At 47.8% G+C, this 26,907-nt stretch carries 32 protein-coding genes; 4 read left to right on the top strand and 28 right to left on the bottom strand.

Features of this window, described 5'->3' with window-relative positions; genetic code table 11:
• Positions 1-78: 78 nt before the first annotated feature.
• The 12 genes from ymfI to KNO92_RS11855 form a co-directional block, all read right to left on the bottom strand.
• Positions 79-792, bottom strand: coding sequence for an elongation factor P 5-aminopentanone reductase (gene ymfI / locus KNO92_RS11910; protein WP_353047402.1), 714 nt, complete (start codon positions 790-792; stop codon positions 79-81).
• The gene (gene yfmH / locus KNO92_RS11905) at positions 771-2,030 is read right to left on the bottom strand and encodes an EF-P 5-aminopentanol modification-associated protein YfmH (RefSeq protein WP_214761497.1); all 1,260 of its coding nucleotides are present in this window, start codon (positions 2,028-2,030) and stop codon (positions 771-773) included. The genes ymfI and yfmH overlap by 22 nt, the downstream gene beginning before the upstream one ends.
• Positions 2,027-3,265, bottom strand: coding sequence for an EF-P 5-aminopentanol modification-associated protein YfmF (yfmF, locus tag KNO92_RS11900; protein ID WP_214761495.1), 1,239 nt, complete (start codon positions 3,263-3,265; stop codon positions 2,027-2,029). The genes yfmH and yfmF overlap by 4 nt, the downstream gene beginning before the upstream one ends.
• Positions 3,266-3,272: 7 nt before the next feature.
• Entirely contained in the window at positions 3,273-3,824 is a 552-nt protein-coding gene (locus tag KNO92_RS11895) for a cob(I)yrinic acid a,c-diamide adenosyltransferase (RefSeq protein ID WP_074033223.1), read from the bottom strand.
• A 49-nt stretch (positions 3,825-3,873) separates the two neighbouring features.
• Positions 3,874-5,583 carry an ATP-binding protein gene (locus KNO92_RS11890; RefSeq protein ID WP_214761493.1) on the bottom strand — a complete coding sequence of 570 codons (1,710 nt, stop codon included), beginning with the start codon at positions 5,581-5,583 and terminating at the stop codon, positions 3,874-3,876.
• On the bottom strand, positions 5,580-6,296 hold the full coding sequence (locus KNO92_RS11885; protein ID WP_026825821.1) for a response regulator transcription factor: 717 nt from the start codon (positions 6,294-6,296) through the stop codon (positions 5,580-5,582). The genes KNO92_RS11890 and KNO92_RS11885 overlap by 4 nt, the downstream gene beginning before the upstream one ends.
• A gap of 160 nt (positions 6,297-6,456) precedes the next feature.
• Positions 6,457-7,641, bottom strand: a complete 1,185-nt coding sequence (gene ccsB, locus KNO92_RS11880) for a c-type cytochrome biogenesis protein CcsB (protein WP_214761491.1) — start codon at positions 7,639-7,641, stop codon at positions 6,457-6,459.
• The gene (gene resB, locus KNO92_RS11875) at positions 7,641-9,185 is read right to left on the bottom strand and encodes a cytochrome c biogenesis protein ResB (RefSeq protein WP_214761489.1); all 1,545 of its coding nucleotides are present in this window, start codon (positions 9,183-9,185) and stop codon (positions 7,641-7,643) included. Before resB ends, ccsB begins: the two co-directional genes overlap by 1 nt.
• Before the next feature lie 19 nt (positions 9,186-9,204).
• Positions 9,205-9,786, bottom strand: a complete 582-nt coding sequence (locus KNO92_RS11870) for a redoxin domain-containing protein (protein WP_214692802.1) — start codon at positions 9,784-9,786, stop codon at positions 9,205-9,207.
• A 136-nt stretch (positions 9,787-9,922) separates the two neighbouring features.
• On the bottom strand, positions 9,923-10,681 hold the full coding sequence (locus tag KNO92_RS11865) for a pseudouridine synthase (RefSeq protein ID WP_074033228.1): 759 nt from the start codon (positions 10,679-10,681) through the stop codon (positions 9,923-9,925).
• Between the two features lie 4 nt (positions 10,682-10,685).
• Entirely contained in the window at positions 10,686-11,279 is a 594-nt protein-coding gene (gene scpB / locus KNO92_RS11860) for an SMC-Scp complex subunit ScpB (protein WP_074033229.1), read from the bottom strand.
• Positions 11,257-12,024 (bottom strand): segregation/condensation protein A, encoded by a 768-nt coding sequence (locus tag KNO92_RS11855; RefSeq protein ID WP_214692804.1) that lies wholly within the window; start codon positions 12,022-12,024, stop codon positions 11,257-11,259. The genes scpB and KNO92_RS11855 overlap by 23 nt, the downstream gene beginning before the upstream one ends.
• 83 nt (positions 12,025-12,107) lie before the next feature.
• Between KNO92_RS11855 and KNO92_RS11850 the strand changes: the two genes are divergently transcribed.
• Positions 12,108-12,575, top strand: a complete 468-nt coding sequence (locus KNO92_RS11850) for a DUF309 domain-containing protein (protein ID WP_214692805.1) — start codon at positions 12,108-12,110, stop codon at positions 12,573-12,575.
• Between the two features lie 31 nt (positions 12,576-12,606).
• Here the strand turns inward: KNO92_RS11850 and KNO92_RS11845 are convergent, their stop codons facing one another.
• From KNO92_RS11845 to KNO92_RS11805, 9 genes are all read right to left on the bottom strand, one after another.
• Positions 12,607-12,885, bottom strand: coding sequence for a hypothetical protein (locus tag KNO92_RS11845; protein ID WP_214761487.1), 279 nt, complete (start codon positions 12,883-12,885; stop codon positions 12,607-12,609).
• A 90-nt stretch (positions 12,886-12,975) separates the two neighbouring features.
• On the bottom strand, positions 12,976-13,332 hold the full coding sequence (locus KNO92_RS11840) for a GCN5 family acetyltransferase (RefSeq protein WP_031423428.1): 357 nt from the start codon (positions 13,330-13,332) through the stop codon (positions 12,976-12,978).
• Between the two features lie 89 nt (positions 13,333-13,421).
• Positions 13,422-13,862, bottom strand: a complete 441-nt coding sequence (locus tag KNO92_RS11835) for a peptidylprolyl isomerase (RefSeq protein ID WP_074033238.1) — start codon at positions 13,860-13,862, stop codon at positions 13,422-13,424.
• Positions 13,863-13,977: 115 nt separating this feature from the next.
• Positions 13,978-15,279: a pyrimidine-nucleoside phosphorylase gene (locus tag KNO92_RS11830; RefSeq protein WP_074033239.1), complete on the bottom strand. Its 1,302-nt coding sequence runs from the start codon at positions 15,277-15,279 to the stop codon at positions 13,978-13,980.
• Between the two features lie 28 nt (positions 15,280-15,307).
• Entirely contained in the window at positions 15,308-16,117 is an 810-nt protein-coding gene (locus tag KNO92_RS11825) for a purine-nucleoside phosphorylase (RefSeq protein WP_214748190.1), read from the bottom strand.
• A 13-nt stretch (positions 16,118-16,130) separates the two neighbouring features.
• Entirely contained in the window at positions 16,131-17,297 is a 1,167-nt protein-coding gene (deoB, locus tag KNO92_RS11820; RefSeq protein ID WP_214761485.1) for a phosphopentomutase, read from the bottom strand.
• Positions 17,298-17,320: 23 nt separating this feature from the next.
• Entirely contained in the window at positions 17,321-18,205 is an 885-nt protein-coding gene (gene xerD / locus KNO92_RS11815; RefSeq protein WP_214761483.1) for a site-specific tyrosine recombinase XerD, read from the bottom strand.
• A 182-nt stretch (positions 18,206-18,387) separates the two neighbouring features.
• On the bottom strand, positions 18,388-18,867 hold the full coding sequence (fur, locus tag KNO92_RS11810; protein ID WP_012726507.1) for a ferric iron uptake transcriptional regulator: 480 nt from the start codon (positions 18,865-18,867) through the stop codon (positions 18,388-18,390).
• 112 nt (positions 18,868-18,979) lie between these two features.
• Complete coding sequence (locus KNO92_RS11805; RefSeq protein ID WP_214692812.1) at positions 18,980-19,510, bottom strand: NUDIX hydrolase; 531 nt, start codon at positions 19,508-19,510, stop codon at positions 18,980-18,982.
• A gap of 72 nt (positions 19,511-19,582) precedes the next feature.
• On the opposite strand from KNO92_RS11805, the gene KNO92_RS11800 reads away from it, so the two are divergent.
• Complete coding sequence (locus KNO92_RS11800; protein WP_214761481.1) at positions 19,583-20,413, top strand: aldo/keto reductase; 831 nt, start codon at positions 19,583-19,585, stop codon at positions 20,411-20,413.
• 6 nt (positions 20,414-20,419) lie between these two features.
• Here the strand turns inward: KNO92_RS11800 and KNO92_RS11795 are convergent, their stop codons facing one another.
• Complete coding sequence (locus KNO92_RS11795) at positions 20,420-20,962, bottom strand: PadR family transcriptional regulator (RefSeq protein WP_214692816.1); 543 nt, start codon at positions 20,960-20,962, stop codon at positions 20,420-20,422.
• Positions 20,963-21,091: 129 nt separating this feature from the next.
• Between KNO92_RS11795 and KNO92_RS11790 the strand changes: the two genes are divergently transcribed.
• Both KNO92_RS11790 and KNO92_RS11785 read left to right on the top strand, forming a co-directional pair.
• Positions 21,092-21,406: a thioredoxin family protein gene (locus KNO92_RS11790; RefSeq protein WP_012726511.1), complete on the top strand. Its 315-nt coding sequence runs from the start codon at positions 21,092-21,094 to the stop codon at positions 21,404-21,406.
• A 102-nt stretch (positions 21,407-21,508) separates the two neighbouring features.
• Complete coding sequence (locus KNO92_RS11785; protein ID WP_214761479.1) at positions 21,509-21,862, top strand: outer membrane protein assembly factor BamD; 354 nt, start codon at positions 21,509-21,511, stop codon at positions 21,860-21,862.
• A 16-nt stretch (positions 21,863-21,878) separates the two neighbouring features.
• Here the strand turns inward: KNO92_RS11785 and KNO92_RS11780 are convergent, their stop codons facing one another.
• Genes KNO92_RS11780 through KNO92_RS11755 form a run of 6 tightly spaced genes read right to left on the bottom strand, consistent with a single transcriptional unit; the run spans position 21,879 to position 26,899 of the window.
• On the bottom strand, positions 21,879-22,805 hold the full coding sequence (locus KNO92_RS11780; RefSeq protein ID WP_214692827.1) for an NAD(P)/FAD-dependent oxidoreductase: 927 nt from the start codon (positions 22,803-22,805) through the stop codon (positions 21,879-21,881).
• A complete protein-coding gene (locus tag KNO92_RS11775) occupies positions 22,802-23,383 on the bottom strand; it encodes a CDP-alcohol phosphatidyltransferase family protein (protein ID WP_214692829.1) in 582 nt (193 codons plus the stop codon). Before KNO92_RS11775 ends, KNO92_RS11780 begins: the two co-directional genes overlap by 4 nt.
• A complete protein-coding gene (locus KNO92_RS11770) occupies positions 23,376-24,263 on the bottom strand; it encodes an ABC transporter ATP-binding protein (protein ID WP_214761478.1) in 888 nt (295 codons plus the stop codon). Before KNO92_RS11770 ends, KNO92_RS11775 begins: the two co-directional genes overlap by 8 nt.
• Positions 24,260-24,967: an ABC transporter permease gene (locus tag KNO92_RS11765; protein WP_214692833.1), complete on the bottom strand. Its 708-nt coding sequence runs from the start codon at positions 24,965-24,967 to the stop codon at positions 24,260-24,262. Before KNO92_RS11765 ends, KNO92_RS11770 begins: the two co-directional genes overlap by 4 nt.
• Positions 24,964-25,737 carry an ABC transporter permease gene (locus KNO92_RS11760; RefSeq protein ID WP_214761476.1) on the bottom strand — a complete coding sequence of 258 codons (774 nt, stop codon included), beginning with the start codon at positions 25,735-25,737 and terminating at the stop codon, positions 24,964-24,966. The genes KNO92_RS11765 and KNO92_RS11760 overlap by 4 nt, the downstream gene beginning before the upstream one ends.
• A complete protein-coding gene (locus tag KNO92_RS11755) occupies positions 25,724-26,899 on the bottom strand; it encodes an ABC transporter substrate-binding protein (RefSeq protein WP_214761474.1) in 1,176 nt (391 codons plus the stop codon). Before KNO92_RS11755 ends, KNO92_RS11760 begins: the two co-directional genes overlap by 14 nt.
• Positions 26,900-26,907: the final 8 nt, after the last annotated feature.

The following is a 26,907-nucleotide window of genomic DNA, read 5'->3' as shown; positions in this document are numbered from 1 at the left end:
CGAGCAAATTCGCTACCTTGCCTATTTTAAATTATTTTAGAAGAATTGAAAAGAACTCGTTTATGCATCTTGACGAGATCATTGCCAACCGCCATCAATGCGTAGTACTGTGCCGGTCATATATGAAGCATCCGATGAGCATAAAAATCGGATCGTCTTCGCCACGTCTTCAGTGGTACCAAGACGCCCAAGCGGAATGTCATCCATCACGGTTTGTTTCGACTCTTCTACCGTATCATTCATCGGCGTATCAATCCACCCTGGTGTGACCGCATTGATTCGAACATTGAACGGTCCTGCTTCACGCGCAAACGCTTTGACGAAACCGAGTTGTGCCGCTTTGACCGTAGAATAGAACACTTCGGCTGCTGCCCCGACTTCACCCCAAACGCTTGAGACGACGACAATATCTAGTCGATAGTCATACGGTTTACGCGCAACAACTGACTGAATCAATCGAACCATGGCGCGTACATGCACCTCGTAAAGTCGATCCAGCTCATCTACCGATTGGTCGACGACGAGACCGTGTAGCGCGTGACCAGCGACGTAGACGATTCGATCAACGGTATCGATTGACGACACCCACTTCTCTACTTCTGCTCGGTCCGATAAGTCACATATAATCAGTTCAGCCTGTAGCTTCTCAGTCTCCATCATTCGAGTAAGTGTCTCACGACCTCGATTTGCATGGAGCAATAGCTCATCCTCACGAAAAGCGAGCGAGACGGCACGTCCAATCGCGCCGCTCGCTCCGACAATCAACGTCTTCATGGCTTTTTGACAACGCACACCGTTCGTTGCTCACTTCGGAACAATCGTACGTATGCTTCGTGAAGTTCATCTAATGTGATCGCATCAATCAAATTCGGAATCTCGAACAAGTTCCCGTCATTGAGTGCATACCGTGAGAACTGGTTGGCGATAAACTCTGGCGAATTCAGTGCTTTTAAAAATTGTCCCTGCATCATCCGCTTCTTACGATTGAGCGTCTCTTGATCAAGATGAAGTGGGCGCTCCAACGCACCCGTGACACGTTCGACAAAGGCATCGACATGGGACGTTTCCATCGATAGTGCGGCGAAGGCGAACGTCTCTTCTGACGTATAATCAAATGAGAATGCATCATCGATTAATCCTTCTGCATACAGTTCCGTGTAGAGGGGGGCTGTCGTATCAAAGAGCGCGTGCATGAGGAGCTCCACCGTCAACTCCTGTTTGAGACCGGCTTCTCCAGCTTGTGGGACATCTTTATAGCCAATCATCACTTTCGGAACCGAGACATCCATCTCAATGACCCGTTCTGACAGACGAACCGTGGTCGGTTCTTCCACCGTCTCACGTGCGCTTAAAGGTGGCGCGTCAAAAGATTTAGCTGCCTGATTGTCACGAATCAATTCAAGCATCTCATCTGGCTCGATGTTCCCGACGACGAACAACGCCATGTTGCTCGGATGGTAGAACGCCTGATGACACGTATACAAATCTTCTGCCGTGATTTTTGAGATCGATTCGATTGTTCCGGCGATATCGATTTTGACGGGATGCGTCTCATACATCGCTTCGATCAATCCGAAATAAAGACGCCATCCCGGATTATCTTGATACATCTGAATCTCTTGACCGATGATGCCCTTTTCTTTCTCGACTGACTCTTTCGTGAAATATGGTTCCTGAACGAAATTGAGTAGCGTTTGAACGTTTTCCGGCACGTTCGATGTCGCCCCGAACAAGTATGCCGTCCGCGTGAATGAGGTGAAAGCATTCGCTGACGCCCCTTGGCGACCGAACTGTTGAAAGACATCGCCATCCTCTTTTTCGAACATCTTATGCTCTAAGAAATGTGCGATTCCGTCCGGCACCTCTACCCAATCCTCTAATTTGAAGCGACGGTCAATCGAACCATATTTCGTCGTGAACGTCGCGAACGTTTTCTCATATCCAGTCTTCTTCAGCAAATACACGGAGAGGCCATTGTCGAGAACGTAGTGATGTAAAGTCTCTCCGACGTTTGGGAAATCTAGTTTCATGCTTCTCCTCCTTTCAGACAGTAAACTGCTTCGAGCGAAATCTCATTCGCAAGCGCGATGACGTGGTCGCGTGTCGTACTCTCGATGATTGCCATCTCTTCGTCGAGTGAAAACGGGCGTATGTCTGCACCACTCATCCATCCAATCAACTGACGAGGGCTGTCTCCGAGTTGGCGACGTTGGTGGAACAACATTTCTTTCGTCTGTTGTAACGTTTCGTCTTCGAACTCACCCGCCTGCAGTGCTTTTAACTGCTCTTCGATAATGTGTTCGGTCTTTTGTTGATTTGATGCATCGATTCCCGCATACACGAACAGTTTTCGACTGAGCGAACTGTATTGTGACGCGGCGTAGTAGGCTAAACTTTCTTTTTCACGGACGTTCATGAACAGCTTCGAGTGCGGGAACCCACCGAATAATCCGTTCACGACTTGCATACGGATGGCATCTTCTGTACGCGGATCGACGTCAATCGCGTAGGCGAGATGAAGTTTACTTTGCTTGATGTCTTGATGCTCTTCTAATCGTTTGAACTCACCACGGCTCGGTTCGGGCAGACGTCTCGGCTGACGCGTCCCGAGCGATTCGAGCGGGTTAAATGCCTGTTCGACTTGTTGACGGTCGACATCGCCGACGACATAAATGTCGACACGATCGTTCTGAATCATCGATTGATAAGCATTGAAAAGTGATTTCGGCGTGACGTGGTCGAGCTGTTCGAGCGTACCTAGAGACGGGATGGCGATCTCGCCTCCGAGCATCTCTTGCAGGCGCTGTTGAGCGAAACGCATCTTGTCATCATAGACTGACTCGATTCGCTGACGCTGCAATCGGCGTTCTTGCTCCACGATGAGCGGTTGAAACGCGCCATCATAAACATTCGGACGAAGTAACACTTCCTCCAGTAATTGAATGGCCTGACTCAAGGCGTCTTCACCGACAAGATTGTCATTAACGACTTCGAGTTGAAATTGAATGACATGCTCTTTCCCAATTTTTGATGCGCCTGCATACAAGTTTGTATCATATAAATCTTCTAGCGGTGTGTGAAATAACTCAATTGATGGATAAGCTTCTGTCGATTTTTCCATAATGAATGGAAGCAGTGCCCGGTCTGCCACCGTGTCCTGAGACAGCGGGGCCGCAAACGAGACGAGGCAAGTCGTCGTTTTAAATTTTTTGGTCGGATAGACCGAATAGTGCAATTGATGTTGGAACTGTTCGATTCCTTTCATCAGCCGATCACTCCTTTTTTCGTTTTGGTTGAAATACGGCAGCGCCGCGTGCATATTCTTGGTCCGGTACGCCTGCGACAACATTTGCATACCGTGCGACCGTGAAAAGATAGTCACTCAATCGGTTAAAATATGGAAGTTGTCGGTCGGCGACACCGAGTGCAGTCAAATCTCGTTCGACACGACGGCAAACGGATCGTGCCACATGCAGGCTCGCCGCTGCGACACTTCCTCCCGGTAAGATGAAACGCACAAGTTCTGGACATGATTTTTCCCATTCGTCCATCCATTGTTCAAGTTCCGTCACAATCGACAAATCGACTGTTTTCGGGGGCGCGTCCGTATACATCAGCTCCGAACCGAGGTCAAACAAGTCGTGCTGAATCTTCGTCAGCTGTTCCCGGAGCGACTCGTCGGTCTGTTGCGCAATCGCTAATCCGATGTGACTGTTCAATTCATCAAGATGCCCCATCGCTTCGATTTGAGGATGATGTTTGTCGACGCGGCTACCAATCAGTGATGTTTCACCCGTGTCGCCCGTGCGTGTATATCGCTTCATTCGGCTTCCCCCTTAAAATGCCACAAATGGTGACTCAGACGAGTCACCATTATGAGATATGTGGTTGTTCAAATGGTAAGTAAATGTCAAACGTCGTTCCGACACCGAGTGTGCTCGATACGCTGACCGTTCCATGGTGGGCATCGATCACATTTTTCACGATGGCTAAACCAATCCCGGTACCGGTCTTCGACCCGCTCGTCCGTGCTTTGTCAGCTTTATAGAATCGCTCAAACACGAACGGCAAGTCCTCTTTCGGAATCCCGTGTCCTGTGTCGGACAGTCGAATCTGCAACCCATCAGGCATCTCGGTCGCCTCAATTCGAATCTCTCCTGAATCGGTATGGGCAATCGCGTTGCCGATCAAGTTCGTGAATACTTGCTCGAGTCGGTCACCGTCTGCTTCAATCTGTCGATGCGGTACGTCCGTCTGTAATCGAATCTCTTTTTCAGATGCCATTTGATTGAACTTTCTCATGACACGTGGCAAGAAATCACCGATGTCGAACGAACTGAAATGCATCGTTTCTTTACCCGATTCGATGCGGGCCAAATCAAGTAAGTCGTTGACAAGTCGCGCAAGTCGAAGAGATTCGTCATAAATGATTGACGCAAACTCTTTCGTCGCCTCGTCACTTTCTGTCATCCCGTCGATGATTGCCTCTGAATAACCTTGTAGCGTCACGAGCGGTGTCCGAAGTTCATGGCTAATATTCGCCACGAAATCGGTCCGCATCTTATCGAGACGGTGGCTTTCAGATGTGTCGCGAATGACGACGACAGCTCCTTCGAAATCATCCTCCCCGATGAGCGGCGTGACCGTCAACGTATAGTAACGGTCATCTTGTTTCACTTCAATCGTCTTCTCAGCCGTCCCTTCCATCACTTCTTCATACAGTGACAGTACGACTTCATGCGGCTGACCGTCTTGAAGCAATGGACTAGCCTGTGGATTAGTGACGATCACGTTTGCGTGACGGTCGAGCGTGATGACACCGTCCGCCATCGAACGAAGAATAGAGGCAAGTTGCAGACGTTCTCGGTCTAACGCGTCGACATATTTCGCCAACTGGCTACTCATTGCGTTGAACGAGGCGGCGAGTTCGCCGATCTCGTCTCGAGTCTTCGTTTCAAGACGCAAGTCAAATTGACCTTCCCCCGTCTTATTGACCGCATCTCGCATCGCTCGGAGCGGCGCCGTGATCCGTGTCGATAAGAAGAAAGCGAAGACGGTCGTCACGATGATAGCGGAAGCAACGGTCCAATGAATGATTGTTCGTGCACCAGCATTTGCACTCGAAATCGCATCGAGTGGTTCAAGTAAGTAGAGTGTATATTGTCCGGTCGATAACGAAAACGTCGTCCGGTAGGCAAGAGCAGCTTGGTCATCAAAAGAAGAGAAATTACCGATGGCCGTCTCTCCGACTGCCTGATAGGTTTCCCAATCTTGACGTTCAAGTTCAACCATCAGCCCATCCACTTGATTCCCGAAATTTGAGCGCGTGGTCCCATTTTCTAAAATATAGTTCGCGCCATATACTTCGATGATTTGATCAATCGTCTGGGACGTGTCACCTTCATTCAACAACACCGACTGAACCTGTCCGCCAAGTTTGGCGAGATGACCACGTTCTTGGTCGATGTGAAAAGAGTTGAAAAATTCAAGCATCAATACCGAGACGATGAATAAGATGACGCTGACCAAAACGAGAATCGTCAGCCACAGTTTCGTGACGATGCTGTTTCGCCGAATCATCATTCACTAGCAGCTTCGAACTTGTACCCGACACCCCATACAGTCGTGATCATATGAGCCGCATCGGGTGAGACGCGATTCAATTTCTCACGAAGACGTTTCACATGCGTATCAACGGTCCGAAGGTCTCCGAAAAATTCATAGTTCCATACTTCTTTCAACAACTGCTCACGAGAAAAGACTTTATCGACCTGCTTCGCAAGGAAGAACAGCAATTCATATTCTTTCGGTGTAAGGGCAATCTCTTCTCCGTCGACCGTGACACGGTGCGCATCATTGTCAATCGTCAAGTGCGGGAACACGATCAAATCTTTTGATTTCTCACTCGTCTGCATAAACTTAGTCGAGCCAGAACGACGAAGGAGTGCCTTGACGCGAAGAACGACCTCACGCGGACTGAACGGTTTCACGATGTAATCGTCCGCCCCGACTTCAAATCCTTGAACACGATCAATCTCTTCACCTTTCGCTGTAAGCATGATGACCGGTGTCGCTTTCGTTTTCCGGAGTTCTGTACACACTTCGACTCCGTCCATTTTCGGCATCATCAGATCAAGTAAGATGACGTCGTATTCGTTTTCAAGAGCGAGAGCGAGTGCCTCTTCTCCATTGACCGCTTCTTCAATCACATACTGTTCACGTTCTAAGTACATTTTCAAAAGTCGGCGAATTCTCTCTTCGTCGTCGACTACTAAAATCTTCGTTTTCTCAGCCATACCAGAAACCCTCCTAAGACCCATTACGAGTTGTAGCGAATGTTGCACAATTGTGAACATTCCACTCCCTGCCATAACTATACCACTCTATTATTTCGCTTCACAACGATGATTTGATGGACCAAATGAAAAAGAAGTCACAATTGTGACTTCTTTTGTGTCATGCATATGAATGAAGACCAGCGATGACCAAGTTGACGAAGACGAGGTTGAACATGATGATGGCAAAACCACCGACACATAACCATGCCGCTTTCGTTCCGGTCCACCCGCGCTGGATGCGCATATGCAAGTAATAAATATAAATAAGCATCGTAATGAGAGCCCATACTTCCTTTGGATCCCAGCCCCAGAAACGGTTCCACGCAATCTGTGCCCAAATCATCGCAAAGATGAGACCACCGAGGATAAAGACAGGCAATCCAATTGCGACCGAGCGATAGCTGATTTCGTCAGCAAGGTCAAGGTCGACCTTTTTCGCAAGCGGTTGAAGCGCTTCAGCGATGCGTTTTCGCAAAATGACGAAGCGAAGCAATGCGTAAATCACGACACCACCGATGACCGACCAGATGAGCGTGTTCAACTTGAGTGTATTGATCCAATTCGGCAACTCAAGTGACAAACCGCTCGCTCCTGACAAGAGCTGTGCCCCTTCTGGTACGAATAGGATTGGCATGAAGTATTCATACGTCTCGACTTGACCGCGGTCATTCGTAAATTCGACGACTCCACCGGCACCGATTCCTTTGAAGAGCATCGACACGATGATGAACCCGAGTGTACACATGAGAACGAACATCGTCACTTCAAGCCACGTCCGTGACTTAGACTGTTCTTTCATCGATGTCTCATTCAATAAGAAAATGAGACCTGACGCAAAACTGATGGCCAAAATCCCTTGTCCGAGCGCTGCCGTCGTGACGTGGATTTTTAACCAGACACTGTTGAGTGCCGGAATGAGCGGTGCGACCTCACTCGAGAACATCGAGGCGAAAGCAATGACGAGTAACGCCACTGGCATCGCGAACAATCCGAGTACATCATTTTTGTAAATCCCGTATACGACGAGGAACCCGAGCACCATCATCATGCCGAAGAACGTCGTATATTCATATAAGTTTGATACCGGCGCATAGCCGACACCTGCCCAACGCATAAAGAAATATGTCATTTGGGCGATAAATCCGATAATTGCCAAGATGAAGGCATACTTCCCATAGGCGACACGGTTGACGTTTCGATCCTTACGCATACCACTAACGGCAATCGTAAAGAGAGCCGTCGAGATCGCGTATAGGAAGAATGCGATAAACAGCATTCGGCTGCTCCATTCAATCCATTCCATCAAGATTCCCCTCTTTCATCTGTTGACTCGTTCTCCGGCTTCGAAGTAAATCTCGCCTGATCTTCCCACATCGGTAAACCGGACTGTTCTAATAATGGCGAAACCTCTCGACGGAGCGAGGACGGGTTTTTGTTCGTAAAGCCTGCAACGAGTACCTCATCTTCATGACGACGAATCCAGACACGGCGGTGTGGCCAATACATACCCATCACAATTCCAATCATGAAGATTGTCGCACCGACAATCAGAATCGGGTACGTCGAGTCACTCTTCACTCGAAGACCGCTCGTGCTTGCCATTTCTGTGCCCGCAAATTTCACCTCGTACCGGTTTTCTTCATCGGCGACGTTGAGACGAATACCAATCAAGTTTGATTCCATTTCTCCTTCTGGTGATTCAACATTGAAGAAGAAGGCCGGATTCAGTGCACGTGGTGATTTCGTGTTCGGTTGTCCATCCTTCACCTCAAAATCAGGATACAAGTCTTTCAACGTGACCGTGACACCCTCTAAATCATACGATTTTTCTGGATTTTCAAGGTCGACTTTGAACGGTCCATACTCGTCACCTGTCTGTTTATCGGCAAGCATGAACGACATCGACAAGAATTCCGGTCGACTTGAATATTGCTCTTGATACACTTCATATTTTTCGAACTTAAACGGGTGGTTGACTTTCGTCGAACCGACATCGACTTGCTCGAGTTGCGGCGATCCGTCCTCGTTCGTTCCCGTCTTCTTAAATAATGTCAGTTCCGTCTCGTAGTTTTTCGGAACAGCCCCGGCTTTTTCAATGGCAGCTGCGAACTTCGCATCTTCCTCATTGTTCTCCGGGTCATACATTTCAAGAATGAACTGGTCGTTCCGTAAATAGTATTCCCCGTTTGTCGCCTCTAGTGAGACCGTATCTCCTTCTCGCACCCATTCAAGCGTATCTGTATGGAATGCCGGGAACACGCGGAGCATCGCCCCGAGGAAGAAGATGACAAGACCAACGTGGTTCACGTATGGACCCCAACGACCGAAACGGTGTTTTTCAGCCAACAAGGCATCTCCGTCCCGTTTGACTTGATACCGTTTCTTCTTGAGCGACACTTCCATCTCGTCAATCTGAGCGTCTGTTCCTTCGCCTTGTCCGAAGAGGCGTTGTCCTTTCATAAAGCGCTCTGTCCGTCTAACCGGTTGATTCTTGAGCGCTTTATAGAGCGGGACACCACGGTCAATCGATACGACGATGAGCGAGAGCGTCAACATGACGATGAGACCGATATACCACCAAGATGTATATAGGTTATGGAATCCAAGCGCATAATAAATCGAACCTGGCGTCCCATACTCCTCCAAGTAATATTGCTCTGGAGGTAACTGTTGTGGGATGTACATTTCTTGAGGGAAAATCGTGCCGATTGCCGAGCCGACAATAATCAGCGCAATCAACCACAATCCCACTTTGACCGATGCGAAGAAGTTCCACACCCGGTCAATGACCGATTTAGGACGACGCTTCGACCGTAAATCAGCGCCTTCGTATTTCATATCTAGCATCTGTGCGTCCCCCGTTCGCTTACAATGACTTCTCGGCTAGCTCCATCAATTTCTCTTTCGTGAGTTCACCTTCATATTTTTCAATTACGTTTCCTTCACCATCGATGACGAATGTGACAGGTAAGTTATAAATGCCATAGGCCTTCTCGACTTCACTCTTCGTGTCCATCAAGATCGGATAATCGAGACCGACACCGAGGTCGTTCACGAAGTTATCGACGCGTAGCGGTGTCTCACCGACGTTTACCGCCCAAAAATCGACACCCATGTCTTGCAGTGTTGCGTAATTTTCCTGTACGACCGGCATTTCTTTCTTACAAGGTTCACAGAATGTACCCCAGAAGTTGAGAAGCATTCCTTTTCCTTCGTATGTGTCACGTTCATAAAGGGTTGAACCATCGAGTGTGACGAGTTTGAAGTTCGGTGCCTCGTCCCCTGCCTCGATGCGTCCGTCATTACCGGCTTGGTCGAACAATTGCATGACGGTGATGGCTCCCGCAAAGAGAACGACCGTCATAATCATTAAGCGCCAAAATGACCTCTTTTTCTTTTTCGCGACCGCTTGTTCCATGCGGTCGTCTTTCTTTTGATCTTTTGTCATCGTTTTCACACCATCCTTCAGTTGCTATTGTACTGAAAAAACATTAAAAACGCACATTAACAGACTTTTTTCATTTTTTTGTCACACAATTTACACAATCAAAAAAATCATCCTATTTCAGGACGATTTTTTGTTGTTATTTTTTCTTCTTTTTGCCTCGTGGTTTAGGTGGAACCGTCGGATTCGCGAGTTCACGAAGCTTGCTGATCTCTTTGTGTGAAAGTTCACGCCAGTCGCCGGTATTGAGACCGTCGAGCGTCAAGAAACCGAACTGTTCACGCTTCAATTTGATGACCTCAGAACCGATTGCTTCGACCATGCGACGGATTTGACGATTGTGTCCTTCCGAGATGACGATCTCAAGGATGGCCGTATTCTTTTTCTGGTCGACAGACTTCATCTTCACTTTCGCACTACCCGTTTTGAATCCGTCATCGAGCTGAACACCTGACTCCAGTTGCTTGATTGCCAAGTAAGAAGGGATGTTCTTCACTTTTGCCACATAGCGCTTTTGAATCTTATATTTCGGATGCGTCATCATGTTCGAGAACTCTCCATCATTCGTCAAGATGATGAGTCCTGTCGTGTTATAGTCAAGACGTCCGACCGGGAAAACACGTGCCCCTGGTGGCACGAGATCCGTGATCACTTTACGTCCTTTATCGTCTTCTACCGTCGACACATAGCCGCTCGGTTTATAAAGCACGTAGTAGACATGCTCTTCTTGCTCGATTTTGACGCCATCGACCTCAATCTCTGACTTCGGTCCGACTTTCGTCCCGAGTTCACGTACCACTTTTCCGTTGACGCGGACGCGACCATCCAAAATCATTTCTTCCGCTTTACGACGCGAGGCGACCCCCGCTTGTGCGATTACTTTTTGCAAACGTTCCATATGATTAATCCTTCTCCAATCTCTCTTCTTGCTTCGGTGATTCCTGACCGAAGAACAAATCGCCTTCGTCTGTCAGTTCATCCTCAAATGTTAATGGTGGTAATTCCTCGAGCGAATTAAATCCAAAGTGGTCGAGGAAATGCTCTGTCGTCCGATATAACTTGGCACGACCAATTGTTTTAGCACGACCGGCTGATTCGATTAACCCTTTTGATAATAGTGTATGAATGACTCGCTCCACTTTGACACCGCGAACCTCTTCGATGTCCGCCCGCGTGACCGGCTGCTTATAGGCGATAATGACGAGCGTCTCCATCGCCGCGCGTGAAAGTGCCTGCTCCGCCATCGTCCCGACATATTTTTGAATGTAGGGAGACACGTCTGGAACGGTCACAAGTTTGTACACACCTGCCGATTCCATGAGTTGGAACGGTCGGTTCGATGTTTTAAACGAGGCTTCTAACTTACTGAGCTGTTCTCGCGCAGCAGCCTCTGAGATGTCGAGCGTCTCTGCGAGCGCTCGGACTTCCATCCCTTCGTCCCCGACGACGAATAGCAATCCTTCGATAATCGTTTCATAGGACAGCAACCGCTTCATCCCCTTTCTTTGATGATTCGATGAACGAGATTTGAATGTCTTGGTCAAGTTGTTTCGTTTCGACGACCCGTAGCTTGATCAGCTCAAGAAGCGCCATAAACGTCACGACGAGATCTGAGACGTTCGGTCGTTCTACAAAGAAGGCGAAAAACGATGTCTGTCGCGTAGAAGAAACGTGCTCATGAAGTCTCGTCATCTGTTCCTCGAGCGTTCGCTCTTCGCGTTTAATCGTCTTTTTGCGTCGTTCTTTCCAACGTTTCCGTTCAATCATTTTAGAATAGGCATGAAGAAGGTCTGAGAAGTTCAGCGGTCCGTCGTACTTCGACACTTCCTCTGACATGTAGTTCGTCAAATCTTCTCCCGGTCGTGTGTAAAGTTCAAGACGATGTTCTTCCTGTTCACGCATAAAAACGACTGCTTCTTTATATGCTTTGTATTCGATCAATTGACGAATGAGTCCCTCACGCGTCGGTTCTTCGCTAAAGTCTGGAACATCCTCATCCTCGACCTGAACAGGCGGTAACAACTGCTTGCTCTTTAACTGGAGCAACGTCGCCGCCATGACCAAGTATTCACTGGCCACGTCGAGTTCAAATTTTTGCATCGTGCGAATATAGCCGACATACTGGTCAGTGACTTCTGCCACGGAAATGTCGACGATATCAATCTCCATTTTTCCGATCAAATGGAGCAACAGGTCGAGTGGACCTTCGAACGTATCGATTTTAACGTTATAGGCTTCCATAGAGACACCTGCCATTTTACATTTTTGCGCTTTAGTATAACATGTTTTATAACACCGTGGACACGAAAGGAGAAAAATGATTCATGACCCCTTTTATTCATTATACGTTGCTTTTTGAATGTCATGCCGATTATTTCGAATGTCATGAGGTATTAGAAGAAGCGTGGCAGGCAGACGGACGTCGTCATCACGGCTATGCGGCACTCATCCAATACGCCGTCATTCACTATCATCTACGACGAGACAATCTCATCGGCGCGAAAAAGAGCTTGCGACTCTTACGTCGAAAGATGGACATCGCTTCCCCCTATTTACATGAGCTCGGTCTGGATGTCGACTCCTTCATCGCACAGCTTGATGAATGGCCGTTACACACGAAGCTCCCCTTACAACAGGATGTTCGTGACACGGTCGAATCACTAAAACCGACATTCCCATCGACAGACCTGTCGTTCGAGGAATTGGTCCACAAGCATCTTCACCGTGACCGGAGTGAGGTCATCACGGAACGGGAGTTGGCACTATTAAAAAGGCAACGTGCAAGAAGTTGACGTCAAGATTCAAGAAGTCTCCTTTTCATGATCAATGATGATTTTTTAACTTCTTAAACTCCATCACCCAACTCTCGAGATCGCTCCGATCATGTAAATATTCAGAAGGGGTTTCAAGTAAATCCATGCCATAGATTGTTTGTAAGCAGGGCCAAACCACCTCGTCAGAAGCTGTCCAATCAAATCCATCTATATTTTCATACTGTTCCATCCACTGATATGCCCAGTCAGAGATTTCTTCTCGCGTTCGTTCTTGCCTGAGCACTTGCTCCAATCGATTGATCAGTTCATCGATTGTTACTCGATTCATGAATCCACCTCATTTAAAGGGTTTGTGATTTACTCCATGCAATATGTAAAACCCCCGTAATCACGATCGTGATTACGGGGGTTTTTGTCATCAGACGACTAATTGATTCCATTTATCCAATAAATCGCCCGTCTTGCCTGTACCGGTTAACGTCAAATCAAGTGGAAGTACGTTTCTCACCTCGTCTAGAAGCTCGTAAGAACGTTTCTCGCCACGGAATGATGGCGACAAGGCGATATGGTCGATGACCATCGTCGTTCCTTGCTGCTCCATTCCAATGATGCCGACGAAGTCTTCACCGACTTTCCACAAATAGAGGAACTTCGACTCTTCCTCGTCATACGATCGGACGAGTTCAAGCAAGCTAAGCGGAGATTTGTCACTGCATGAGAATGCGAGTAGACCCATCGCCGTCTTTTCATAAGAACGTTTATATTTGACCAGCATCGCTGGGTTCACCACCTTTAGTCATTCAAGTTTCACGATGTGAAGACGTGAGAGACATGGTTCATTGTGCCATAACCTTCAGGCAAAAATCAATTCTCGTCCCAAACCTTCACTTCTGCCATCTTCGTTCCTTGACGAAGTTTGACGGCATGTTCAAGACCAGATGTCACTTTACCGAAAACTGTATGGACACCATCCAAGTGTGGTTGTGGCTCGTGGACGATGAAGAACTGTGAAGACCCTGTGTTACGTCCTGCGTGTGCCATCGAGAGTGATCCCGCTTCGTGTTTGTGTGGGAAAGAAGTCGATGTCTCACATGGAATCGTATAACCAGCACCACCCATTCCAGTACCATCCGGGCAACCGCCTTGGCTGACGAATCCAGGAATGACACGGTGGAATGTTAATCCGTTGTAGAACCCGCTGTTCGCAAGTTTTTCGAAGTTTTCGACCGTGATCGGTGCCTCGTTGTGGAATAAATCAAATTCAATCATTTCGCCATTTTCAAGTTTCATAGAACCTTTTTTCATGTTTCAAGCAACCCCTTTATTTGAATATGTATCCTGCTGTTTTACACTCACATTACCCATCTTATCAAAAAAACACGTCTGTCTCCACTTTTTTTGTGGAAACAGACGTTCTGCCTTATTGGATGACAGCGTGAACGAGTGGTCGAGCTTCTGGTTTCGTCGCACCGATTGTATACGCGTGATCTAAACGTTCGACAGCCGAAGACATGTCTTCCATGTTCGAGCGGAGTACGGCAATCACATCGCCCGCCTCGACACGGTCGCCAACTTTCTTCTCGAGCGTGATGCCTGCCGCGAAGTCGATCTTGTCTTCTTTCGTCGCACGACCTGCTCCGAGAAGCATCGCTGCGACACCGACTTCGTCTGCGATGATCGACTCGACATAACCCGCTTCTTTTGCGACGAATGTCGTCTCGTATGAAGCTTGTGGTAATTTTGTCACGTCATCGACGAGCGACGCGTCCCCACCTTGTGCTTCGACGAACTTACGGAACACCTCGAGGGCGTGACCGTCAGCAATTCGTTTTTCAAGGTCTGCATATGCTTCGTCAAACGTTGGATAGAAATCACCGAGGACAGCCATATGACCTGCAATCGTGAGCGCGATTGTTTTCAAGTCTTCTACTTCCTTACCTGAAAGGACTTCAATAGCTTCTTTCACTTCGTTCGCGTTCCCGATTTCAAAGCCGAGCGGTTGGTCCATGTCGGTGATGACAGCGACCGTCTTACGACCGACGTTCTTCCCGATTGCGACCATCTCTTCTGCGAGTGCTTTCGCATCATCGAACGACTTCATGAACGCACCAGAACCCGTCTTGACGTCGAGGACGATACTGTCAGCTCCTGCTGCGATCTTTTTCGACATGATTGAACTCGCGATGAGTGGAATCGACTCAACGGTAGCCGTCACATCACGTAGCGCATAAAGACGTTTGTCAGCTGGCGTCAAGTTCCCCGTCTGACCGATAATCGACATCTTAATGTCGTTTACTTGTTTCGTGAATTGTTCTTCCGTCAATTCGACGTTAAAACCTGGGAACGATTCGAGTTTATCAATCGTACCACCCGTATGACCCAGACCACGGCCACTCATTTTCGCGACCGGGATCCCGATTGACGCGACGAGTGGTGCGACGATCAAGCTGATCTTGTCACCGACTCCGCCCGTTGAGTGCTTATCGACTTTCTTCCCTTCGATGTTCGAAAGATCGATCGTATCGCCCGACTTCACCATTTCCATCGTCAAGGCTGCCGTCTCGTTTTCAGTCATCCCGTTAAAATAGATGGCCATCGACAATGCCGACATCTGATAGTCAGGAATCGTTTCGTTCGTGAATCCTTCGACGACGAAGCGAATCTCCTCTTCGTTCAATTCTCCACCGTTACGTTTTTTCAAAATCAAATCGACCATACGCATAACTGTCGTCCTCCTAGAAATAAGTTACTTACATGCTTTTAATCGTGCCGCGCACGAGTGAAAGGAAGTCTTGACGGACACGTTCCGTCGTCTCGATGACTTCTTCATGGTTGAGTGGTTGATCTAAAATCCCTGCCGCCATGTTCGAGACACACGAAATCCCGAGGACGCGCATATCCGAGTGACGCGCGACGATGACTTCTGGTACCGTCGACATCCCGACGACGTCACCACCGAGAAGACGTGCCATTTTTACTTCTGCTGGTGTCTCGTATGTTGGGCCTGTGTTTCCGAAGTAGACCCCTTTTTGGACAGTGAGTCCGAGGTCAGAAGCGACGCGTTCTGTCAATTTCACGAGTTCTTTATCGTACGCTTCTGACATATCTGGGAAGCGAGTCCCGAATTCACTCGCATTCTTCCCGATAAGTGGGCTTGTCCCGAAGAAGTTGATGTGATCCGTGATGATCATCAAATCACCAGGGTTGAACGACTCGTTACACGCGCCCGCTGCATTCGTGACGATGAGTGTTTCGACACCAATCAATTTGAGGACACGAACAGGGAATGTCACCTGTTCCATCGAGTATCCTTCATAGAAGTGGAACCGTCCTTGCATCGCGACGACGCGTTTTCCTTCAAGTTCCCCGAACACGAGTTGTCCTGCATGTCCTTCGACGGTTGATACTGGGAAGTGTGGAATCTCCTCATAAGGGATTGCAACCGGATTCTCAATTTCGTCCGCGAGGACCCCAAGACCTGACCCGAGAATAAGTCCGATTTCTGGTGTATCGCCCATACGCTCCTGCAAAAACGCTTTTGTTTCGTTCCAATTTACCATGAATATTGCCTCCTCAAATTTCGTTTAAGAAACTCTTTCCGTTTGATGGTGCCGCAACGTCAAAGTTGTCAGCTACTGTCGCACCGATATCTGCGAACGTACCTCGAATACCTAGATCAACTGCTTTCGCTCCAGTGTGATGCACGATGAGCGGTACGAATTCACGCGTGTGGTCTGTCCCAGCATGTACTGGGTCATTCCCGTGGTCCGCCGTGATGATGAGCAAGTCGTCTTCACGGAGACGTTCCATCACTTCAGGTAAACGGGCATCATATTCTTCAAGCGCGACGGCGTAGCCTTCTGGATCGCGACGATGACCGAACAATGCGTCAAAGTCGACCAAGTTCAAGAAGCAAAGCCCTTCGAAATCTTCTTCGAGTGATTCGACCAACTTGTCCATCCCGTCCATATTCGATTTCGTACGGACCGCTTTCGTCACACCTTCACCGTCGTAGATATCACTGATTTTCCCGAGAGCAATGACATCTTTCCCAGCCTCTTCGAGCGTATTCATGACTGTCTTACCGAAAGGTTTGAGTGCGTAGTCATGACGATTTGCCGTACGTACCCATGCACCCGGTGTGCCGATGAACGGACGGGCGATAATGCGACCGAGCATATACGGGTCTTCACGTGTAATCTCACGCGCGTATTCACAGATTCGGTACAACTCGTCGATTGGCACAATCTCTTCGTGCGCGGCGATCTGTAGAACCGAGTCTGCAGATGTATAAACGATGAGCGCGCCTGTCTCGACATGTTCTTCACCGAGCTCATCTAGAATGGCCGTACCTGATGCCGGCTTGTTTCCGATGATTTTACGGCCACTGAACTCTTCTAGACGATGAATCAAATCGTCCGGGAACTCTTCAAAGACACGGAACGGCGTCTCGATATGAAGACCCATGATTTCCCAGTGTCCTGTCATCGTATCTTTACCAGCCGAGATTTCTTCCATGCGACCATACGCGCTTGGCGTTTCCGACACGTCGATTCCTTGAATCGGTTTAATGTTCGCGAGTCCGAGTTTTCCCATATTTGGCATGTTCAATCCGTTATGTTCACGAGCGATATGTCCGAGCGTATCGGCCCCTTTGTCACCGAACTGTTCAGCATCCGGTGCTTCACCGATACCGACCGAGTCCATGACCACTAAAAAAATACGTTTAAACTTCTTCACAAAAAATTCCTCCTTTTCAATGTCTAGGCGCGAGGGTGATGCTTGCGATACACATCATGTAGCCGCGACTTATTGACGTGTGTATACACTTGCGTCGTCGCTAAATCCGCATGACCGAGCATTTGTTGAATGGCACGTAAGTCAGCGCCGTTCTCGAGCAAGTGTGTCGCAAAGGAATGACGGAGAACGTGAGGTGTGATCTCCTTATCAATTCCTGCAAGCTTGGCACGTCGTTTGATCATCTTCCAAAATCCTTGACGACTGAGCCGTCCACCTCTGCCGTTTAAAAAGAGCGCTTCGGTCTCTCTGCCGCCGAGTCCGTTTCGAGCTTGTTGAATATATCGCTCAACAAACCCTTGCGCGACCGACGAAACCGGAATGATTCGAGCGCGCTCGCCTTTCCCTTCACATTGTAGATACCCCAATTCGAACTGCAAATCATCCAAATCAAGACCTAAAAGTTCACTGACCCGCATTCCGGTCCCGTAAAGCAACTCGAGCATCGCACGGTCCCGAAGTGAGAGCGGGTCGGATGTCGGGACGCTATCTAAGAGACGTTCGACTTCCGCTTGCGACCAAGTATCCGGAAGTTGCTTTTCTGCTTTCGGCGTCTCTAGATACAGAGATGGATCGGTTGTCGTGACCCCGGTCATTTTTAGATGATGATGGAACATCCGGATTGAACTGACAGCTCGTCTCAAAGAGGACGAAGCACGTCCCGCCTGTGACAGTTCTTCGATATGCTTAACGATATGAGAACGTGTCACGTCGTTCCAATCTTTCACCCCCAGCTGGTTTAAGGTTGATGCGTACTGCGTCAAGTCGCTCGCATACGCCTGTCTTGTGTTAGCGGACATCCGCTTTTCAACCGTCATGTACTGAAGAAATGACTCGATATGCGAACGCATCATACCCTCCTCCTTCCTCGTTTCACCTGAATACGCTTACAGCATATCACTTATGTAAACCGTTGTGAAGATGTCTGACCTCATTTTTTATTCACTTTTTTGTGACAAGATTAAGTGAGCCTTTTCTTTAAAAGAACATTAGAAAAAACCATCCTTATAGAAAGAATGGTTTAAAGTAATCGTTATCCGTTAATTACTGCTTTATGACCTTCGAGCGTGACGCCTTTTGCTTGGCACACTTTACAGATGCCGTGAAACGTCAAGCGATGGTCTTTAATCAAAAATTCATATTTGCTCTCGACTTTTTTCTCAACATCGACGAGCAAGTCTTCCATGATTTCCTCAACCGATCCGCATTCGACACAGACGAGATGGTGGTGCGAATGATTCGCCCCTTCAGGACGCAAATCAAAGCGTGCAACCCCGTCACCGAAGTTGACTTTATCGACAACACCGAGTTCAGTCAATAACTCAAGTGTGCGATACACCGTTGCGAGTCCGATTTCTGGTGCGATGCTCTTGACGAGCATAAAGACGTTCTCGGCACTCAAATGGTCACTCTCATTCTCAAGTAAGATGCGAACCGTTGATTCACGTTGCGGTGTCAATTTATATCCTTTGGCGCTCAATTGCTGTTTAATTCGTTCAATTCGCGTTTCCATAAGGCGCCCCCTCTTTACATAGTTCACTACACAAAGCATACCGAAGTTTTAATCAATTTTCAATTTAAAATCATTACTATGTAAGTTTACCATATAAAATTTCAGATTAGAATTATTTTAATCTAGACAATTGCCACCATTGTATCGCCATGATTGTCTTCGCATCGGTGATGACACCTCTGTCTAACAAATCAACCGCCTCTTCAAAAGAATATCGTTTCACGTTTAAAAACTCATCCTCGTCAAGATTCATTTCACCCGCTGATAATCCTTTCGCGACAAACACATCGACTCGTTCACTGCAAAAACCTGGGGCTCCGTAGAAAGAGAAAATCTTTTCGAGCGACTCCGCCGTATATCCGGTCTCTTCAGCTAACTCACGTTCGGCACTCGATACCGGTTCTTCCCCTTTTTCAAGTTTGCCTGCTGGGATTTCAAGCGACATCGATTCAAACGCTTTTCGATACTGCTCTACCATGACAATTTTGTCCGATTCATCGATGACGAGCACGGCAACAGCACCATTGTGATAGACGAGTTCTCGCACAGACGTGTTTCCATTCGGAAGGGAGACGACATGCTTTTCCACATCGAAAATCTTACCTTCGTAGATGACTTCCCGCTCAATCGTTTTTTCTTCCATATGATTACTCCTCACTTTTCGATATACTCTGATTATGAGTCAAACCAACATTTCGAACAAGGAGGAATCCATATGAGTGAACTCGGACTCGGAACGATGACGATTTTGAAACATGGGGAGATTGAGGCGAAGAAGATCCTGGAGATGGCCATTCAATCAGGGATTCGTCATATTGATACAGCAGATGTCTATGCACGACAAGCTGTCGAGCGCGTAATCGGGGAAACGTTAGGTCAGGAACGAAAACAACTCTTTTTAGCGAGTAAAGGTGGAAACGAACTGACTGAAGACGGGATGCGTTGGAATCCTAATCCGTCGTACTTAGAGGAAGCGTTACACGGATCGCTCGAACGATTACAAACCGATTATCTTGATTTATATTATATTCACGGCGGTACGCTCGAGGACGACCTCGATGCAACGATTGAATGGGCGCAAAAACAGAAGCGTGATGGTCTCATCCGACAAATCGGACTCTCATCGATTCGACCGAACGTCATCAAACATTGGGTCGCTTCCGGAGCTCTCGATGTGCTCATGACGCCGTATTCCCTTCTTGATCGACGACCAGAGACGCTTGAATTGTCGATTCCGATCGTAGGTCGTGGTGTTCTTGCCAAAGGATTACTAACGGATGAATGGGAGACACGACTCGGGGATAAAGGATTTGAGGCATGGCGAAAAGAGGAACTTGCCAGTGAATTGGCGATGATGCCTAATCCGATTCAGGCGTATGCACTCGAAGCCGCTAAGCGTTTCTGTGACATCGTCTTACCGGGCGCCTCTTCAGTGAAGCAATTGAACGAGACAATTCGCGCGTTCGAGACTGAAATCGATGAAGATGCGCTTGACCGCCTACTCGCCCGTCTGCCGATTCATCCTTATACAAAACACGTGACCTGAACTGTTTCAGGTCACGTGTTTTTCATTGCGCGCTTTAATCTGTTCGATTGCCCAGTCTGCCCATCCGGCATAGTTTTCCATCATCCGAATCGCATATTCACTCGTCAATAAATAGCCGAGCGTATCTTCATCTGATTGATGTTCTTCTTGAAACATCCGAATTTGTTGGGCAACTTGTTCGTGATGGGCTTTTGTCTCTTCGATATATCGGACCGCTTCTTCGACCGGAAGCAATTGAAGCAAACTGACTCGCAATAGGTTCTCATCTTTCATTTTTGGTTGAAACGTTGTCGGTTGACGCAGCCAGTTGATCAACTCCTCACGTCCTTGATCCGTGATCGAGTAGATTTTCTTATCTGGCAACTCCTGTTGCGAAATATGCTCCGCTGAGACAAGGTCATCTTCTTCCATCTTTAACAGTTCCCGATAAATCTGTGTATGGTGTGCGTTCCAAAAATGAATCATCTGCGCCTTGAACGTTGCGTTCAGGGCATACCCGGTCGCAGGCTGATGGGTCAATAACCCGAGCAATGCGTGACGTAACGCCATATCCATCACCTTTTCCTTATCATGCTATTTTTATAAGTGTATCACATTCTTCTATGGATTCGAGAATGCCAATCTGTTGACGACTCGTTTAAAACCCGACAAAATAGATAGAAGAAAGGAGAGTTGTCTATGCAACCGATTCATTCATCACAACAATTTGACGAAGCCACAAAAGATCATGGAATGGTAGTCTTCACCACGTCATGGTGCCCGGACTGCAAACGTCTCGACATGTATGTCGACGAGCTCGTCAAAGACTATCCACAGTTTAACTGGCATGTCGTCGACCGCGACGAACTACCAGAATTATCTGATGCTCAAGAAGTTCGCGGCATCCCTTCACTTCTCTATTATAAAGACGGGGTAAAACAAGAACACCTCCACTCGGCAAACGCCAAGACGGAGATGCAAATTCGTTCATTCCTCGATACGATTCAAGCATAACCTGATTCCTGCAGACCTATCGGCTGCAGGATTTTTTTGTACACGCTTATGTCATCCTCGTCTATACTGTAAGAAATAACCAAACAGGAAAGGAGAATGATCATGATTCGAACTCGCCTTTTTACCGCACTTTGTTTCACTATCTTCATGTTAGTCGGCTGTACACAATCATCCACCTCATCAGCTATACCACCGGATGATGAGAAAGTCATCATAAATCATGCAATTGAATATCTAAACAATATGGATTGGCTACCAACCGACGAAGATGGCAAACAGGCCACGATTCAATCCATCACAGTCGACAATCGTTTTGAATTAATTGATTCACGCTTTGAAGGGTCAAGGGCCTGGCTCGTCACGTTTCCTTCTGATTCACAGCGCACGGTCGAGACTCCACAAGTGCTCGTTGAATCAGAATCGAATGAAGTGATTGGCTATTTGCCGAGCGAATGAAGATTTAGACATCCGACTACTTGTAGTGCCGAACATATCGCGAGTCAATGAAACGCTTCACGTAATACGGAAGTCGTCCATGCCACGTGAACTGTCCAAATGTCAGCAAGGCACGACCTGGTGTCGTCAATAGTATATTCATCGATTGACGTCTTCGAAATGGTTGACTCGTCTCACCGAGTAACCGCTTGGCAACAAAGCGCCCCGATTTGACAGCATCGACGCCTCCATTTAAGCAGGATGCCATATCTCCTGTTATATATATATTTGTAAACTGATGATGACGTAAATATTCATCCGTGTCTATAAAATTGTCAGGTTTTGCAAGCCCGGATTCAGCCCACCATTCAACCGGGACGACGCCAGTCGCATCTAACAAGAATCCTTCTGATGCGTCATCTTGAAGCTGTCGTTTTACGACCATGATGCCTGACTTCACTAAAAGACGTTCGATTTGTTTTTGGGTGTGAGCCGGCGCCTCTGGCAAGATCCGTTTTGCATAGAGCGTCACATTTTTCGTCCGAGCGCATGTAAACGCCAATTCTACCCCGGCTTTGCCTCCTCCAGCGATTGTCACTTCCGAACTCGAATCAATGCGCTCTAGGAGAGCTTGCGTCATCGGTTTGAGAGGTGTCCCAATCCCTCTGCTTTTTGCACCCGTCGCCAGCACTAGTTGATCGTAGTGAATCGCCCCTTTTTCCGTTTGTACGGTCTGCTGATGAGGGTCAATCGAGATAACCCGTTCTGCGACCGGTTCAAGTCGAGGCAATTTGACTGTCGCGGAGTTCATGAATCCAGCAATCACTTGTGGGAAGGCACCTGTATACACCGTCTGTCGCCCTCCAATATAGCGAACATCATAATGTTCACGAATCTCATCAAGACGGTCCAAAATTTCAAGCTGTCCGTGACCGAGTCCTGCCAACACCAATACTGGTTTCATCGCAAAATTCTCCGCGCCTCGATGAATCGTTGCGTGATCGTCATCACTTCAAGTACTAAAAAGATAAGCGCAATCACACCGACCCAGTTTGGGAAGAGAATCATCAACGTGAACAAGATGAAGCATTCCGTTCGTTCAATAATTCCAGGCTGATAATAAAATGTCTTCTCTGATCGCCTTGAACTACTTGCACCAACAGCTAAAAATAGCGTCATCGCAATGACAAATGATCCAATCAATATGAGAAAGATTGGCATGTATTCCGGATAGCGAAGTGCGAGGGCAATCACGACCGATAATTCGACGAACCGGTCTAAGACGAGGTCGAGCACCGTTCCAAAACCAGTCGTTTTGGATTTTCGTGCCATCGTTCCATCCAAGACATCAAACAAACCAGATAGCCACAATAAGATAACGGCCGTCCAGTGCATGTCATTATAAATAAAGATTCCTGTCGAAACCCCTATGATTCCGCCTAAAATGGTTACTTCATTCGGTGTAAAGTTCCATTTGAGCAGTCGATTTGCCCCCCGTTCAATGACAGGTTGGACGTAACGACTCCCGTACGTATCAAGCATGGTATTCCTCCTTTCGTTTGATTCGATATGTCATTCCGATTTGAAACCATTCATGCGTCGGTAACATGACCGACCTCCCATCCTCGAAATGATATTCTCCAAAGCACTGACCGAACCGATAAATTTTCTTCATCAATTGCACCGATTCACCAATCGTTTCGGATATTTCCACCTCGGACAATGGTCGAAGTTTGCCATCGAGCATGACAAAGTCTCCGAATCCAGGTGCGGAGTCATATAACTCCTCTGCGGTCCCTGTCTGCGTCACCTTGCCAGCTTCAAGCAGTGTCACTCGATCTGCCATGAGCATCGCCTCTTCTCGGTCATGGGTGACCAATACTGCCGTGAGGCCGAGCTCTTTGACTAAGTCACGGATGAAACGTTGCAAATCAAGTTTTAGCTTCGGGTCAAGGTTTGTGAACGGTTCATCCAACAACAGAAGTTCCGGTTCTGCTGCTAGAGCCCGGGCAAGGCTAACACGTTGCTGTTCGCCACCCGATAGTTCGTGTATTTCAGCATCGTACCGGTCAGTGAGGCGAACGACTTGTAACCAATGTTCTGCTTGTTTACGTGAACGCCCACGTGTCGCGAGTGTGACGTTCTCCCCTACCGTCAGATGTGGAAACAACAATGCAGTCTGCGATAGCATCGTCACGCGACGTTTATGGGCAGGAATGTTGTGTAAGGATCGATGATTCCACCACACATCACCTCCATCAGCCGTCTCGAGACCTGCGATGATTCGGAGAATTGTTGATTTCCCTGAGCCGCTCACCCCGACGATTGCATGAATGTCATGAGGTGCGACTTTAAAATCAACACCGTCCAGTATTTGTCTTGATCCAAATTGTTTACGTAAATCGTGTACATTCAAACTCATTGCAAACGTCCTTTCAGCATACGCACCATCCATCGATTCCATCCGGAAAGCAAGAAATAGATGACTACGGGGAATAAAATGAGCATCCATGTGTTCGAGAGCGCGAGACTCCTATTGTTTCCCGCATAAGATTGATACAATTCTGTCGTCACCGTCGGGATCAATCCTGCACCGATCAGCTGAATGAGTGCGAATTGACTGAGTAAAATGACGGTCGTGAATAACGCGATGGTCCGCATCATTCTCGAGAAGAGCGGATATAGCACATAGACGACTCGTCGACTCATCGGCAATAGTCGTGCCTGTTCTAAAAGTGGACGACCGATGACCGCCATTCCGTTATAAGCGAGACGGATTGAATATGGAATCGTCACGACGAGCAAGGCAAGTATGACTCCGACATACGTCCCGATTAGCCCAACTTCCGCTAAAATCAGGTAAAGCCCAAACAGTGTGGCAAGCATCGGAATGAACAACGGTAAAAACACAAGCCATTCTATGACACTTTTCCATCTCGATTCTGTCCATAAGAGCCACCAGGCAAATGTCGTCGCGAGCCACACATTGATTCCGGATAGAATAATGGTTAATCCAACCGTATGAACAATGGACTCAACATTCCCGATTTCCATTGACGGAGCGACTAAAAATAAACTGACGAACGGGAATAACGCAATAAGTAAGATGAATCCTTGACGAATCATCGCCTCACCCCCCGTTCAATCCGTCGACGAACAGATGCGGTCATCACGTAAGAAACGAATACACCGAATCCGACAAGACATGTCCAAATAAGGGCGACAGCATACGGTTCTGTCGCCTCCAAATAGAGTCCCGTAGAGAGTCGTTCGTAAGCGAGGACACCGATTAGTTTTGGATAGGTCACACCGAGCAGTGCCGGAACCTCATACGCAAATGAAATAAAAGCGATTAAGATCCAGGTCGAGTCGAGCAACGGTTTAATCAAGAACGGGAACTCTGCATGTTTGAATTGTGCAAAGGGAGAAAGTTGTAGCGTTTTCGCCGTTTCTACGTAACTGCGATTCAATTGTTCATACGTCCCGAGCATCATTAAAAAGACGAACGGCGTCTCCTTCCATATGTATGTCAGGATGACCGTCACATAATCTCGCTCGTTCGCCTCAATCCCACCAAAACCATTGGACCCACTAAATAATAGCCAAAACAAATACGCCGCTGCGATGTGAGGGACGAACATTGGGATTTTCAAGACAGTCGATGTGAATCGCCATCTTTTTTTTACAACCGTCCGTGCAACCCACGTTCCGAAGAAGAGTGATAGGATGGTTGACACACTGACGACATAAAGCGTTGCGAACAAACTATCTCGCCACGTTTCGTCTGTCAACAGTGCGCCCCAATCCGTCCCTTGCGCCTCCATTCCTAGAAAAAGGAGGGCAGCGAGAGGCAAAAAAGATACGAGAATCGTTAACGCGACACTACTTCGCAACACGCGGCCACTCCTCGCGTACGACATCAATGATGTTCGGTCCGTAATCTGGAATCGACCGTTCGAGTAACTGTTCCGGATTCGGATACGTCACGCCGTCTCCTAGCTCTTCGAAGGCTTGTTGGTCGTTTGCGTCAAGTTTTGTCAAATCGAGTGACGTCCCATCTCCCCAATAATCAGGACCTTGTTTCACGAGCTGAGCTTCTGGCGACAACAGTTCTTGAATGAGAACGAGCGCCCCATCTGGATTTGGTGAATTGAAGGGGATCGCCAAAAAGTGCGTCGAGGCAATCGAGTGATCTAAGAGAAGTGCATGTGTCTCTTTCGGGAAAATGCCTTCCATCACTTCCGCTTCTGCTCGACGTTCATTGAAGCCCATCGTCATCCAAACTTCCCCTGATGCATAGAGTTGATCGAGTTGTTCAAGCGTCTTCGGATACGTCTGTCCTTCTTTCCATAAATTCGGGGACCATGCTTTCAAATCATCCCAGAACGACTCTTCAACGGTCGCATTATTGTTCAATTCGTCACCGTAGCGCTCATATAAAAGATGACGGACAAAAGCATTTCCAGTGAAATCTGTGACTTCAGGATACGTGAAACGACCTGGGTTGTCTTCGGTCCAGCGACGTAATTGCTCAAACGATTCTGGAGGATTGTCTACTTTCGCTGCATCGTAATGCAAGATAAACTGTACATTTCCCCAAGCGAGTTCCAAGTCATCTGTCGGTGTACCGGCATCTGATTGTTGAGCCGTTTCATTTAATAACGTGGCATTTGGGACACGCTCCATCAGTCCATCCCGAAGGAGTCCTGCTTCTTTCGCATTTCGGAAATTGTCGCCGTTAATCCAGACGACGTCGATTGTTCCGACTTGTCTGTCCGCTTTTTTGTCGAGCGATAGCTGACGTACGAATTCTGCCGTATCCATCGCGACACGATTTAATTCGACATCGTAAGATTCCTCAAGCCGGGGTGCCACGTAGTCATCAATATAGCTGTTAATTCCCTCGTCCCCACCCCACATATATAAGTTGACGGTCGACCCGTTCGCTGACTCAGCCGCAGCTTCGAATGAGTCCGAAAACTCAACCGCCTCTTCATTCCCACATGCTGCAACGAAAGTGAGCATAAACGTTGCGAGCAATACTCTCCATTTCTTCATCGTTCTCC

The sequence above is a fragment of the Exiguobacterium sp. s129 genome (assembly GCF_018617585.1).
Taxonomy (GTDB): Bacteria; Bacillota; Bacilli; order Exiguobacteriales; family Exiguobacteriaceae; genus Exiguobacterium; species Exiguobacterium aestuarii_A.
The sequence above is the reverse complement of the archived record's forward strand: the minus strand, read 5'-3'. Positions and strand labels throughout refer to the sequence as shown.